We start from the raw sequence: 13,504 nt of genomic DNA, 5'->3' as shown, positions 1-13,504 counted from the left end.
GAACGCCCCGGGCGCCGTCCCGGCCGCCGCGGGGCGGCCTCCGCCCGCGATCCGGCGGCCGGGCCTCGCGCCCGGCGTCCCGCCGCGTCCGCACCCGACGCCCACCGATCCATCTCCCGAACGGCGCCGCCTCTTCCCCTCATCTGGCGCCCGCCGGTCCCGGGACCGCACTCCCTCCCGCCCGCGGTTCCGGGACCGGCCAGAATCGGACGGACATCCCTATAACACGTTGCATTCTGCGCGGTGCATGCCGCCGGGGATGCCCTCTGCATTACCGTGGATGTTTATGGCTCACGGAGAGTCCCCGCGCGAGATTCCTGAGAGAGCTGCGAGATGGACGATCACCTGCTCGGCTGGTTGAAAACCCTCGACGAAGAACGGCTCGCCCGAGTGCTGGCCAACCGGCTGGACGCCATCGCCCCGCCGTGGCCGCGCCGCCTGGACACCCTGGCGCAGCGGCTGGGCAACGGGTCCGCGGCGATGGAGGTCATGCGGGATCTGCCGCTGCCCTCGCTGGAGGTGGCGCAGGCGTCACTGGCCCTGGGCGAGGAGGCCGCGCCGCAGACGCTCGCCCGGTTCCTGGGCGTGTCCGAGGCCGAGGTGACGCCCTGGCTCGACCTGCTCTACGACCACGCGATGGCGTGGCCGGACGGCGAGGGCCGCGTCCGCGTGGCCGACGGGCTCGCCCGGTGGTGGGCCGCCCCGTGCGGGCTGGGCGAGCCGCTGGCCCATTACCTGACCTCCTGGACGGTCAGCGCCGACGCGCTACGCGCGCTCGCCAGGGCGCTGGGCGTGCCGCACGGCCCGAAGCGGCGCACGGTCGCCGGGATCACCGCGATCCTCGCCGACCCCGCCCGGGTGGCCGGCCTGGTCGAGCGGGCCCCCGAGGGCACCGCGCGGCTGCTCGCGGAGTTCGCCTGGGACGGGCCCGTCCGCGACGTCGACGGCGGCAGGTTCGTCGTCCCCGGCGCCCCCGAGAAGTGGGCGGCCGACCACGGGCTGCTCTTCCGCCCGAGCTGGAACGTGGCCGAGATGCCCCGCGAGGTGGCGCTCGCGCTGCGCGGGCCCGACTACCACCCGCCCTTCACCCCGGCCCCGCCCGACCTCGCCACGGTCCCGGTCGATCCCGAGGCCGTCGACCACCTGATGACGCTGGCCGCCCCGCACGTGGTGGAGCGCTGCGCCGCGATGCTGGAGAACACCGCCAAGGTCCCGCTGCCCCTGCTCAAGGCGGGTGGGGTGGGGGTGCGCGAGGTCCGGCGGGTGGCCAAGGACACCGGCTGCGACGAGGACGAGACCCGGCTGCTGCTGGAGATCTGCGCGGTGGCCCGGTTGCTGGCCTGGGACGAGTCCGCCGGCGGGCTGGTGCCCACCGAGAAGTTCGACCGCTGGCGCCTGGACGACGCGGCCGCCAGGCTCCGGGTGCTGCTGTCGGCGTGGTGGCGGATGGAGCGCTCGTCGTTGCGCAGGGTCGGCGGCAAATACGGCACGGTGCTGGGCGACGACCCGGCGGGAAGCGCGGTCGCCCGCGCCAGGCGGGCGGTGCTCGGCGTGCTGGCCCGGCTGCCCGCGAGCATGGCGTGCACTGATCTGACCGGTCTGGTCGGCTCCGCGCACTGGCACTCCCCGCTGCTCGACCAGGCGCTCCTGGCCGAGTGCGCCCCCGCGGTGCTGGAGGAGGCCCGGATGCTCGGGCTGGTCGCGCTCGACACGATCACCGACCTCGGTCGCGCCCTCGCGGCGCTGGGCGCCTCCGCCGGCGGTGAGATCGACGAGACCACGCCGGCCGTGGAGAACGACCCGGCCCTGGTGGAGTGCTCGACCCGGGCGCTGGCCAGCGTGCGGCGGAGCGCCCTGTTCGGCGCCGACCTCACCGCCGTGGTGACCGGGCCGCCCGCCGGCGAGCTCGCCGAGTTGCTCGACCGGGCCGCCGAGCGCGAGTCGCGCGGCACGGCCTCGGTCTGGCGGTTCACCCCGGCCAGCGTGCGGCGGGCGATGGACTCGGGCCACACCGCCGAGGCCCTGCTGGCGGACCTGGCCGAGGTGGGCACGGTGCCGCAGCCCCTCGAATACCTGGTGCACGACGTGGCCAGGCGCCACGGCGAGGTCACCGTGACCACGGTCGCCTGCATCGTGCAGGCCTCCGACCCGGCGCTGCTGGCCGAGATCGCCGCGCACCGGCGGCTGGGCAGGCTCGGGTTTCGCCTCCTCGCCCCCACGGTGCTGGCCAGCGCGCTGCCCGCGGACAGGACCCTGGCCGCGCTCCGGGAGAACGGCTACGCCCCGGTCCCGATCGAGGACACCGGGGAGGTCACCGTCCGCCGGGCCCGGATCGAGGAGCCGCAGCACGGGCGGCTGATCCTGCTGCCCGGGGGCCGGGTGGCCGAGCTGGAGCAGCCGGCGTACTCGCTGGTGGAGCCGCCGCCCGACCCGCGTGAGCACGCCCGGCGGCTGCTCACCGCCGACGGCGAGGCCGTCCCCTCCGTCGGGAGGACCTGGGCGATCATCGGCCGCATGGCCTCCCGCCTGCCGACCGCCCAGCAGTCGCTGCTCGGCTTCGTCGTCGACCGCGGCGTGCGGGCGGCGATCACCCTGGCCGACGGCCTGACCGCCACGATCAGCCATGGTGAGCTGCGCAGCGGCGTGCTCGACGCGTGGTGCGAGGAGGCGGGCGACTACCTGGAGTTCCCGCTGGCCGACATCGTCGAGGTCCGCGGCGCCCACACCTGATCCCGGCCCGCCCGTCCGTTCACAGCTGCCCCGGACCCGCCTGGTAGAGCCGGGCAGGTAAGGACATTCACCGCGCCAGAGGATAGGCTCCCCTAAATGGGTATTGCGTTAGATTAGCCTTACCTAATCAAGAGCGGGAGAGGGGGCCGGGTGAGCACGGCCGGTGTGGCCACGGCCGCGTCAGAGAAGACCGGGAGACCGGACGGGACGCGCCCGCGGCGGACGGGGCGCCCGGCGGCGCTGGCGGCCGGGCTGGTCGTCAGCCTGGCGGTCCTGGCGGTCCTGGCGGTGGTCAGCGTCGCGGTCGGATCGCGCTCGGTCCCGCTGTCCACGGTGCTGGACGCGCTGCTGGCGCCCGACGGGTCGGCCGACCACACGGTCGTCCGCGACCTGCGCGTGCCGCGGACGCTCATCGGCGTCGGCGTGGGTGCCGCGCTCGGCCTGGCGGGCGCGCTGATGCAGAGCCTCACCCGCAACCCGCTCGCCGATCCGGGCCTGCTCGGGGTCAACCACGGCGCGGCGTTCGGCGTGACGATCGCCCTCGGGCTGTTCGGCCTGACCGACCCCTCGCTGTACGTCTGGTTCGCCTTCGCGGGAGCGGCCGTCGCGGCCACGCTGGCCTACGCGCTCGGGTCCGCGGGGCGCTCCGGTGGAGGCCCGGTCCGGCTCGCGCTCGCCGGAGTCGCGCTGAGCATGGTGTTCCAGGCCGCCTCCTCGGCGATCCTGCGGATCGACAGCACGACCTTCGACCGGATGCGGTTCTGGCTCACCGGCTCGCTGGCCGGGATCACCTCCGACGTCGCGCTGCGGCTCGCCCCGTTCCTGCTGGCGGGGCTCGTGCTCGGGCTGCTGCTGGCCAGGCCGCTCAACACCCTCGCCCTCGGCGACGAGGCGGGGCGCGCGCTCGGTGTCGGCGTGGCGCGCACGCGTGCGCTGACCGCGGTCGCCGTCACCCTGCTGTGCGGGGCCGCCACCGCCGCGGCGGGCCCCCTGTGGTTCGTGGGCCTGGCCGTGCCGCACGCGGTGCGTGTCCTCACCGGCCCCGACCAGCGCTGGGTGCTGCCCTACACCGTCGTGCTCGCCCCCGCGGTGCTGCTCGTCTCCGACATCGTCGGCCGGGTGGTCGCCGCCCCGGGCGAGGTGCAGGTCGGCATCATGTGCTCCGTGATCGGCGCCCCGGTCTTCATCCTGCTCGCCCGCCGCCGGAGGCTCGCCGCCCTATGATCGCCCCGCCCCCGTCCGTACCGCAGCGGAGGCCCGCCGCACCATGACCGTTCTCCGCCTGCGCGCCTGGTCGCTCCGGCTCTCTCCGCGCGGCCTCGCCGTCGGGAGCGCCATCACCGTCCTGGGCGTCGCCGTCAGCCTCGTCGCGCTGTCCACCGGCGAGTTCACCGTCCCCGTTCCCGACATCGTAGCCGCGCTGCTCGGTGACGGGCCACCGGCCGCCGAACTGATCGTGGGCCGGCTGCGGGCGCCCCGGGTGGTGACCGGCCTGCTGGTCGGTGCCGCGTTCGGGCTGAGCGGGGCGATCTTCCAGAGCCTGACCCGCAACCCGCTCGGCAGCCCCGACTTCATCGGCTTCACCTCGGGGGCCGCCACCGGAGGCATCGCCGCGGTGATCCTGGGCGGCACCGCCTGGCAGATCGCCGGGGCCTCGCTGGCCGGGTGCGTCGCCTGCGCGCTGCTGGTGTACGCGCTCGCCTTCCGGCGCGGGGTGCAGAGCTACCGGCTGATCCTCGTCGGCATCGGCGTCAACGCGCTGCTGGTCTCCTTCGACTGGTACATGCTCACCCGCGCCAACATCAACGACGCCGCCACCGCCGGATCCTGGATCACCGGCAGCCTCGGCGGGCGCGGCTGGGACCACGCGCTCCCGGTGGCCGCCGCGCTGGCCGTGCTGCTGCCCCTGTGCGCGTGGCTGTCGCGCCCGCTGCGCATGCTGGAGATGGGGGACGACGCGGCCAAGGCCATGGGCGTCCGCGTCGAGCCGGTGCGGGCGGCGGCCATCGCCGCGGGCGTCCTGCTGTGCGGCGTCGCCACCGCCGCCGCCGGGCCCGTGATCTTCGTGGCGATGGCCGCGCCGCAGCTGGCGCGCAGGCTGACCCGCTCCGCCGGCATCACGCTCACCTCGTCCGCGCTGACCGGCGCGGTGCTGCTGGTCGGCGCGGACCTGGTGGCCCAGCGCCTCCTCGCCCCCGTCCAGCTCCCGGTCGGGATCATGACCGCCGCGATCGGTGGTACGTACCTGGTGTTTCTGCTCCGGAGGGAACGACGTTGAGACTGTACGGAAGCGGCCTGACGCTCTCCTACGACAAGCGCGTGGTGGCCACCGACCTGGATGTCGTCATCCCCGACGGGTCGTTCACCGTGATCATCGGGCCCAACGCGTGCGGCAAGTCCACGACGCTGCGGGCCCTGGCCCGCATGCTCAAGCCCCGCGCCGGGGCGGTCCACCTGGACGGGAGCGTGATCACCTCCCTGCCCTCCAAGGAGGTGGCGCGCAGGCTGGGCCTGCTCCCGCAGAGCTCGATCGTGCCCGACGGCATCACGGTCGCCGACCTGGTCGGCCGGGGCCGTTACCCGCACCAGCGGATGATGCGCCAGTGGTCCCGGGAGGACGAGGCCGCGGTGGCCGCCGCCATGGAGGCGACCGACGTGACGGACCTGGCGGACCGCTGCGTGGACGAGCTCTCCGGCGGCCAGCGCCAGCGTGTCTGGCTGGCCATGGCGTTGGCCCAGGAGACGCCGATCCTGCTGCTGGACGAGCCGACGACCTTCCTCGACATCGCCCACCAGATCGAGGTGCTCGACCTCTGCGCCGACCTGCACGAGCAGGGCCGCACCCTGGTGGCGGTGCTGCACGATCTGAACCAGGCCTGCCGCTACGCCACCCACCTGATCGTGATGCGCGACGGCCGGATCGTCGCCGAGGGCGACCCGACCTCGATCGTGACGGCCGAGCTGGTGGAGAAGGTCTTCGACCTGCGCTGCGAGGTCATCGAGGACCCGCAGAGCGGCACCCCGCTGATCGTCCCCGAAGCCCGTCGCCCCGCGCGGGCCCGCGCCCGGACACACTGACACGCGGGAGACGCCGGGTCGTCGCGACTGACGGACGACGGCGACGATGTCGCCCCGAGTCCGGGGACCAACCGGCGTTCTTCCGCCGTTCCCATAAACTGCTAGCTGTGGGTGACCCTAAGTTCGAGATCCAGATGCTCCACGACCGCGTCATGGTCAAGATCGAGCAGCAGGCCGAGGAGCGGCGCAGCACCGCCGGCATCGTCATCCCGGCGACGGTGAAGATGGCCAACCGTCTCGTCTGGGGCGAGGTCTGCGGCGCGGGCCAGAACGCCCGCACGGTCAAGGTCGGCGACAAGGTCCTGTTCAACCCCGAGGACCAGTACGAGGTCGAGGTCCACGGCCAGATCTACCTGGTCATGCGGGAGCGTGACCTGCACGCCATCGCCACCCAGCAGACCGACAACGGCACCGGCCTGTACCTGTGACGACGGGCACGACCGCCCACCCCCGTGACGGTCGCGCCCGCTCACTCGCTCCGCCCGCTCACGCGCCGACCACCACGCCCGCCGCATCCCGCCCGCCGCGCCATGCCGTACGCCCGGCGCCGGACGCGCCCGCCACGCCCGACGCACCGCGCCGGACCCCGGGGCCGGACGCGTCCGCCCGCGGGGTGGCCCGTCACCGCCGGGTGTAGCTGAGGTAGACCCTGTTCTTCCAGTCGTCGGCGGACAGGGCGGCCAGCACCCGGGTGGAGGTGCCCTTGAGATCGGACAGGACCACGCGGTAGATGTCTCCCACCGGGACGACGGCGATGAAGTGCTTCTCGTCCCACCAGCCCCATAGGGCCTTCGGCTTGATGCCGGGCACCTTGGCGGCGAGCTTGCCGGAGGTGCGGTCCCACACGCAGACGTGCTCTGTGTAGGTGGACGGGCACCAGGTCATCAGCCCCCGGCCGGAGGGGGTGAAGGCGTCCTCCCCGCCGGCGGGCCGGCCGGTCTTGGCCAGCGTGCGGCGGACCTCGCCGTCCGGCCCGTAGAAGCGGGCGCCGCCGCGATACTCGGCCACCAGCTCGGAGCCGTCGGAACTCCATCGGAACCGCGCGGCCCGATCGACGTTGGCCACGGTCACCGTCTTTGCGGTCTTCGCGACGGTGTCGACGACCACGAAGCCGGAGGTCGCCCAGGCGTCGCCGCTCTTCCTCTCGACGGTCAGCACCGCCTTGGTCCCGTTGCGGCTCCAGTGGACGTAGTGCGCGACGAGCGGCTTGCGGACCGTGCGGATCCTGGTGCCCTTGGAGGTCGCCAGGTCGAGCAGGACGACCGAGTCGTAGCCGCCGTTGTAGGAGGTGGGGACCGCCAGGGCCTTGCCTCCCCTGGGCGCGACCGTGATCTCCTGGTAGGCGGTCTGCCGGGTGAATCCGGCACCCTTGCGGAGGTAGGCGGCCTTGCCGAACCCGTAGGAGGTCACCCGGAGCGGGTCGGTGGAGTTCTCCCGGACGGTGACCCGGGTGCCGGGGAGCGCGATGTCGACGGGGTCGGCGGCGTGCGCGGCCGGCGGGACCGACACCACCGCCGCGATCGCGATGACGGAACAGGCGAGCAACCGGTAAATCCCAGGAGTCACAGGCACGGCGGCATCCTAGGCCGGAAATCCGGCAAGATCCTGATCTAGAACGAATCGGTTGGAAGAGGTGTAAATCCAAGATTCCAGGCGATGTTTCTGTGATTCTCCGGTGAACTTCTCCGCGTGGCGGGAGAGCCGCGAGAACCGGCGGCGGGGCCTCTCCTTTCCCCGGCCGGGTCGCGCCCGCACCGCTCCCGCCGGCCCCGATGGTGCGACCGGGCCCGGCGGAGCCACCGGGACCGATGGCGCTACCGGCGCGGAAAGAACGACGATTCAACGGTCACCGATTTCAGCCGCCCTTACCGCGCTTTACGGGCCACCGTATTTAGCGCGACAAAGTCTCCCGGGCCGGAAAAGGGGAAACCTCCGCCATACGTTTCACGGACGAGAAGCGGTCGGATATCACCGGCCGGCGTCTCCTTCGGGAGATCGACCACGCCCCCACCGGCGGGCGACCGCGGTGGCGGGCCGCGCGTCACCGACGATCAGCCCTCCGGGTGTCGCCGGGGACACCCGCGCCGTCCGGTTGAGCCCGCTCCCCACCCGGGCCGGGGCGGGCGGGGATCTTCTCCTCGCCGGCCGTCGCGCCGGAGGCGGGCCGGGCGACCGACGGGGTGCCCGCCCAACGCCGGCCGAGCAGCAGCCCGGCCCCGATCATGATCATCCGCTCCCCCGTCCCCCGCTCGCCTCGTTCCGCCACCCCACCGGCCGGAGCCCGAATCCCTCCGGCCCCGGCGCCCAGATCCATCGTATGCTATACCGTACGTCGTACGGCTCCGTTACGGTGGTCCCGACGCCGAGAAAGTGGAGACTGTTCCCGTGGGTGGAAAGAAAACGTCGGAGGCCGATCCGGCACGCAGCCTGGCCCTGCTCTGGGGGTCACACAGCAGACCGGGGCGATCCGGGCTGACGGTGCGCTCGATCGTGCTGGCGGCCATCGAACTGGCCAACGCCGAGGGGATCGACGCCGTCTCCATGCGCCAGGTCGCCGAGCGGCTGGAGGTCGGGACCATGTCCCTGTACACCCACGTCCCGGGCAAGGCCGAGCTGATCGACCTCATGGTCGACACCGCGTACGGGGAGCTCTACCCCGACGTGGACGCCCCCACCCGGCAGCCCGGCGGATGGCGGGGCGCGCTCGCGTTCGTCGCCGCCCGCAACTGGGACCTCTACCAGCGCAACCCCTGGATGCTGCAGATCGTCAGCCCCCGCTCCACGTTGGGGCCGAACGCCACGCTCAAGTACGAGGCGGAGCTGCGCCCGCTGGACGGCATCGGCCTGTCCGACGTCGAGATGGACTCCGTCCTGACCCTGGTCCTGAGCCACGTCGAGAGCACCGCGAGGACCAAGGCCGACCAGGCGCAGGTCCAGCGCGACACCGGGATGACCGACGCCGAGTGGTGGCTGTCCAACGCCCCGCTGCTCGACAAGGTCATGGACGCGACCCGCTTCCCCGTCGCCTCACGCGTGGGCCAGGCGGCGGGCCAGGCGTACCAGGCGATCTCCGACCCCGCCCACGCCCTCGCCTTCGGCCTGGAGCGCATCCTGGACGGGGTGGCCGAGCTGATCACGAGCCGGGAACGCCCGTAGCGCCGACGGCGCTCACGGCGCCCGAAGGGGCCGGGCCCGAACGGGGTCGGGGTCCGACGCGAACGGGCCGGAACCCGGCCGGGACCGCAACCCCGTGCGGACGGGTCAGGACTCGAACGGGGTCAGGAACTCGCGGGGCTTCAGCGCGCGGGCGACGATGCGCACGTCGCCGATCCAGCCGTAGTACCCCTGCCCGTACTTCAGCGCGAACTGGGTGCCGCCGATCGCGAACGGCCTGCCGAGCGTCGAGATGCCCTTCGACGGCTGCGTCGGGTTGCGGGCGATCTTCGACCCGTCGACGTAGACGACCGTGCGGCGCCCGTCGTTGACGACGGCCACGTGCGTCCACCGCCCGACGGGCAGCGCGTGGCTCCACGACGTGGGGTCCGCGTCGCGGTCGGTGGGATAGACGACGTACTGCAGGAACCGCTCCGGGGAGAGGTTCAGGCTGCAGGTCGGCTCGTCCTGGGACCAGCCGCTCGTCTTGCCCGCGTCACCGCTGCGCCCCTCCCAGCTCAGGATGCCCATCCAGGCGTGGTCGCCCTGGAAGGGCTCGGGGAGCTTGATGAACGCCTCGATCGTGTAACCCGACTCGAATTTCATGCTGTTGAGCGGCGCGGCGGGCCCCGTCCGCAGGACGGCGCCGCGGTCGGGGTTCTTGCCGCCGTCGAAGCGGAGGCTCGCGTGGGCCGGCTGCCCCTCGTGGTGCTCGGCCGACCACCTCAGCACCTCGGCCGCGCTGGCGTGCAGCAGCTCCACGGTCAGGTCGTTGCCGCCACCGGTCAGGTCCCGCGCGACGGTGCCGGCCGGGACGACGCCGCCGTCCGCGCCCGCCCCCTGCAGGCCGTCGGCGTCGAAACGCCAGTACGCCACCGTCCCCCTCGGCATCACCGCGCTCGCCGGGCGCGGCGCGGGCAGCACGCGGGGGGCGAACCCGGCGAACCGCTCGTCGAAGTCGATCTCCATGCTGAAGCGGTCGGCCGGACCGGTCAGTTCGAGGTTCTCGGCCGCGAGCGGCGTCCGGTCGTCCGCGTCGCCGTCCAGGAGCCACGGCGACAGCGTCTCGACGTCGATCACCTTGCGGACGAGGTCGAACGCGTAGAGCCGGACCATCCCGGCCCCGCCGTAGTAGCGGTCCTGGTAGTTCGCGATGTGGACGTGCACGTCGTGACCCGCGTCGTTCTTCAGGATCGTGCGGCCAGATGGCCAGTAGTGACCGTTGAGGGTGAGGAAGATCTGGTCGTTGCGCCGGATCAGGCGGTCCCACAGGCGCTGGCCGAAAGCCGACAGGTACGCCACGCCGTCGTCGCCGGACCAGGCGAGGTCATGCGTGGTGAGGATGACCGGCAGCTTCGCGTTGGCGTCGATGACGCCCTGCGCCCACTGCAGGCCCCTGTCGGAGATCCGCCAGTCGAGCGCGAGCACCAGCCACTCCCGGCCCCCGGCCCGCAGCACGTGGTAGCTGTTGTACCCGTCCGGGGAGGCGCCGCGGAAGGTCGGCATCTTCGCGAAGCGGGCCGGGCCGAAGGTCCGGAGGTACGCGCTGTCGCCCCGCTGGTCGTCGGTGGACGACCGGACGTCGTGGTTGCCCGCGAGCACGCTGTAGGGCACCTTGCCGTCGATCACGCGGAACGCGTCGCCCGCGAGCTCGATCTCGTGCTCGCTACCATGCTCGGTCACGTCGCCGAGATGGGTCATGAAGGCGACGTTCCTGCTCCCGCGCTGCTCGGTGAGGTAGCGGAAGGTCGCCCGCAGCGGGGTGGGGTCGGAGCTGTCCTCGTCGAAGAGGTACTGCGTGTCCGGCAGCACGCCGATCGTGAAACGGGGGTCCTCCTCGTCGAAACGGCGGGAGCCGCCGGTGGCGGTGGCGGCGCTCGCCGGGGTCGCGTCCAGCGCGACGGCGGTCGTCGAGGCGGCGGCCACGGCGGGGGCGGCCAGCGCCGCCCGCAGCAGGGCGCGGCGTCCGACGGGGGGCCGGGAGGGGTCTTCCATGTGGTGCTCCAGGTACTCGCGGTGTCGCGTAGCACCGTGGTGGTCCCACATGGCGCATCGGTGGCATGCGGCGGAACGGCCGCCCGCCGCGAGTGAAAGCTTTGAAGATCGGTCGGGGAGAGCACCGCGGGCGCGGAGCCGCGTCAGTCCCGTACGGCGTACAGGCCGGCGGCGCGGGCGCGGAGGACGACTTCGAGCTCGAAGCGGTCGCCGGGGTTGCCGAGCTGGTCGGCGAAGAGCTCGGTGGCCTGGCGGAGCCGGTAGCGGACGGTCTGCGGGTGGATGTGCAGCCTGGCCGCGACCTCGGTGGCGTTGCCGCTCTGCAGCCACGCCAGGAGGGTCTCGGCCAGCCGGTCGCGCTGGGCGGGGCGCAGGGTGAGCAGGGGGGCGAGCCGGGTCCGGGCCATGATCTGGATCAGCGCCTCGTCCTGAAAGATCATCAAGGTGGCGAGGTGGTCCGGGACTCTGACGACGCGGCGGCCGTCGATGACACCGCGGCGGACCAGGGCCAGGGCGTTCCTGGCGAGCCTGAGCGAGAGCCCGGCCTCGCCCAGGGGCACCGCCGGGCCGATCGCCACGGTCCAGTCCGCGGCCAGGGCGTCGAGCAGGCCCTGGCGCCCGGGGCCGTCCGGATCCGGCACGACCATGCAGGGGTCGGAGCGGTCGAGGTCGACGAGCACGTCGGGCGGGAGCCCCGGCCTGGGCAGGTCGCCCGGGGCCCGTGCGGTCAGGGCGACGCACGCCACGGTGCGCGGTGTGGTCCAGCGCACCGACCTGGCCAGGTCGGTGACGGCGCGCAAGGCGGCCGGCGGGTCGGCGACGAGCAGGTCGAGGAGCCTGCGGCGGCGGAGTTCGAGCTCACCCGCGACCCGGACCTGCGCTTCGGCGTAGCCGTCGGCCGCCGCCGCGGCGATCTCGTCGAGGTAGACCAGGATCGCCTCGCCGATGTCGCACATGCGCTGCCGGGACAGGTTGAGCCGCTCGGACTCCTCGGCCAGTCTGCGCCAGGCCACCCTGGCGCAGATCCGCAGCGCGGACTGGAGCGAGTCGAGGGGGCGCCCCTCGGCGGCCTCCCCGCCGCCCACGGCCCGGTAGACCTCCAGCAGCCGTGACCTGCTGGCCCCGCGGTCGCCGACCCGGTTCACGAACCCCGCCAGCGCCTCCTCCACGGCGTGCCGGACGATGCGGGTGTAGGCGCCGCTCTGCCGCGAGTACTCCGGGATGCTGGCCCGGATCTCAGCGATCATCTCCTCGGCCAGGTCGTCCAGGTACGGCCGGAGGGCGTCGGCGAACTCGCGGGGAACGTCCGCCTGCGGTTGTTCGACAGCACGGGAAAGGCTCACGGGGATCCTCCTGACCTCGGACGTTACTCCGATGTCAGGAATCCTTCTTCTGGCCGGGACGCACATTTTCCCCAGGTTCCCGGGGGGCCTCACTTACATCCGTGACAAGAAATCACTGTCCGCCCCATCGGGAAGTGAGGGGGCGAGGAGGCCGGGACACGGGACCGGGGTGCGCGGGACGGGAACGCCCTCGGCAGCCGTTCCCGTCCCGCGCGCCCCGGCGGACCGCGGCGCGGGGAGACCCGCGTCGTCCGCACCGGCCCGCCGTTGCGGACCGGGCAGGGAGACACTACGGAGAATCACGCATGGAGGAGATCACGAGCCGGGCGGCCCCGGGTAAAACTCCCGGGCCGGCGTCCGCGGAGGGCCGCTAACGGACGAGGAGCTTCTGCGCCTCGGCGATCAGGTCGAGGTCGAAGCTGAGTTTGAGGCCGTAGTAGACGATGGCGGTGGCCGTGGCGGCGGCGACGAGGACGACCAGGATCTTGACGGTCCAGCCCCGGCGGGAGAGCCAGGCCGTCCAGGCCGACAGGGTGCGCTTGCCGAACTCCAGCAGGCGGTGGGCCCAGTGGAACTCGGTGGCCAGGACGGCCAGGCCCGCGAAGACGACCAGCCAGCCGGGGCCGGGGAAGGGCACCATGATCAGGCCGCCGACGACCAGCACGGTGCCGATGACACCGATGACGATCTTCAGGGTGAGGCGGCCGGTGCGGGTGGACCTGACACCGTCGAGCCAGCCGTGGATGCCGGACCGCGCGGCCGTCTCCCCCTTCGCGTCGGCGTCACCGGTCACGGGCGGTTTCCCGGTCGCGTCCTGAGGGTTTCGCACCCCGTCTGAGATCGCCATGCTCTCCCCCGGACAGTCGGTTTCTTCCAGCAATTCCAGAATAAGGTCGGCCGCCGGGACCGGCTCCCGGCGCGGCCTTACGTGATCCTTACGACGGAGACCACGCCCCTTCCGGGGGTGGGCGAAGTACCGGTGCCGGGGACACCTCCTCAATGGACGTACCCCCCAATACGGTATAGGGCGCCAGGTAACGCCCGCACCGCGAAATTCTTACGACATCACGGCGAGCCCGGACACCACGCGCACGGCACGGTCGTCCCCGCCGGGGCCGCCCGCCCACCGGCGTGACGCCCGGCCGCCCGGCGCGCGTGGCGGCCGGGCGGCCGGGCGGGCGGGCGGCCGGGCGGCGGGAGGGAGC

General features: G+C 73.1%; 11 protein-coding genes. 6 read left to right on the top strand and 5 right to left on the bottom strand.

Translation table 11 applies throughout. The annotated features are described in order from the left end of the window. Positions 1-333 precede the first annotated feature (333 nt). From ABD841_RS39380 to ABD841_RS39360, 5 genes are all read left to right on the top strand, one after another. Positions 334-2,730, top strand: a complete 2,397-nt coding sequence (locus ABD841_RS39380; RefSeq protein WP_344982166.1) for a helicase-associated domain-containing protein — start codon at positions 334-336, stop codon at positions 2,728-2,730. Positions 2,731-2,880: 150 nt separating this feature from the next. After that, positions 2,881-3,954 carry a FecCD family ABC transporter permease gene (locus tag ABD841_RS39375; RefSeq protein WP_344982165.1) on the top strand — a complete coding sequence of 358 codons (1,074 nt, stop codon included), beginning with the start codon at positions 2,881-2,883 and terminating at the stop codon, positions 3,952-3,954. Positions 3,955-3,997: 43 nt separating this feature from the next. Continuing rightward, on the top strand, positions 3,998-5,008 hold the full coding sequence (locus ABD841_RS39370) for a FecCD family ABC transporter permease (RefSeq protein WP_344982164.1): 1,011 nt from the start codon (positions 3,998-4,000) through the stop codon (positions 5,006-5,008). After that, positions 5,005-5,808, top strand: a complete 804-nt coding sequence (locus ABD841_RS39365) for an ABC transporter ATP-binding protein (protein WP_344982163.1) — start codon at positions 5,005-5,007, stop codon at positions 5,806-5,808. Before ABD841_RS39370 ends, ABD841_RS39365 begins: the two co-directional genes overlap by 4 nt. A gap of 107 nt (positions 5,809-5,915) precedes the next feature. After that, positions 5,916-6,236 carry a GroES family chaperonin gene (locus ABD841_RS39360; RefSeq protein ID WP_344982162.1) on the top strand — a complete coding sequence of 107 codons (321 nt, stop codon included), beginning with the start codon at positions 5,916-5,918 and terminating at the stop codon, positions 6,234-6,236. 193 nt (positions 6,237-6,429) lie between these two features. Here the strand turns inward: ABD841_RS39360 and ABD841_RS39355 are convergent, their stop codons facing one another. Together ABD841_RS39355 and ABD841_RS39350 are read right to left on the bottom strand one after the other, a co-directional pair. Continuing rightward, on the bottom strand, positions 6,430-7,380 hold the full coding sequence (locus tag ABD841_RS39355) for a TolB-like translocation protein (RefSeq protein ID WP_344982161.1): 951 nt from the start codon (positions 7,378-7,380) through the stop codon (positions 6,430-6,432). 469 nt (positions 7,381-7,849) lie between these two features. Continuing rightward, positions 7,850-8,038, bottom strand: coding sequence for a hypothetical protein (locus tag ABD841_RS39350; protein ID WP_344982160.1), 189 nt, complete (start codon positions 8,036-8,038; stop codon positions 7,850-7,852). 155 nt (positions 8,039-8,193) lie between these two features. On the opposite strand from ABD841_RS39350, the gene ABD841_RS39345 reads away from it, so the two are divergent. Then, complete coding sequence (locus ABD841_RS39345; RefSeq protein WP_344982159.1) at positions 8,194-8,964, top strand: TetR/AcrR family transcriptional regulator; 771 nt, start codon at positions 8,194-8,196, stop codon at positions 8,962-8,964. A gap of 105 nt (positions 8,965-9,069) precedes the next feature. Here the strand turns inward: ABD841_RS39345 and ABD841_RS39340 are convergent, their stop codons facing one another. The 3 genes from ABD841_RS39340 to ABD841_RS39330 form a co-directional block, all read right to left on the bottom strand. Next, positions 9,070-10,956 carry a LamG-like jellyroll fold domain-containing protein gene (locus ABD841_RS39340; protein ID WP_344982158.1) on the bottom strand — a complete coding sequence of 629 codons (1,887 nt, stop codon included), beginning with the start codon at positions 10,954-10,956 and terminating at the stop codon, positions 9,070-9,072. Positions 10,957-11,099: 143 nt separating this feature from the next. Continuing rightward, the gene (locus ABD841_RS39335) at positions 11,100-12,299 is read right to left on the bottom strand and encodes a PucR family transcriptional regulator (RefSeq protein ID WP_344982157.1); all 1,200 of its coding nucleotides are present in this window, start codon (positions 12,297-12,299) and stop codon (positions 11,100-11,102) included. Between the two features lie 370 nt (positions 12,300-12,669). Then, positions 12,670-13,092: a TIGR02611 family protein gene (locus ABD841_RS39330; protein ID WP_344982156.1), complete on the bottom strand. Its 423-nt coding sequence runs from the start codon at positions 13,090-13,092 to the stop codon at positions 12,670-12,672. Positions 13,093-13,504 lie beyond the last annotated feature (412 nt).

This window comes from Streptosporangium fragile (genome assembly GCF_039534445.1).
GTDB classification, from domain to species: Bacteria; Actinomycetota; Actinomycetes; order Streptosporangiales; family Streptosporangiaceae; genus Streptosporangium; species Streptosporangium fragile.
Note: the sequence above shows the minus strand (reverse complement) of the source record. Positions and strands in the feature narration are given on the sequence as shown.

Excerpts from the sequence above, each read along its gene's own strand:
- ABD841_RS39370 (WP_344982164.1), top strand. The coding sequence starts at position 3,998 with ATGACCGTTCTCCGCCTGCGCGCCTGGTCGCTCCGGCTCTCTCCGCGC.
- ABD841_RS39380 (WP_344982166.1), top strand. The coding sequence starts at position 334 with ATGGACGATCACCTGCTCGGCTGGTTGAAAACCCTCGACGAAGAACGG.
- ABD841_RS39340 (WP_344982158.1), bottom strand. The coding sequence starts at position 10,956 with ATGGAAGACCCCTCCCGGCCCCCCGTCGGACGCCGCGCCCTGCTGCGG.
- ABD841_RS39350 (WP_344982160.1), bottom strand. The coding sequence starts at position 8,038 with ATGATCATGATCGGGGCCGGGCTGCTGCTCGGCCGGCGTTGGGCGGGC.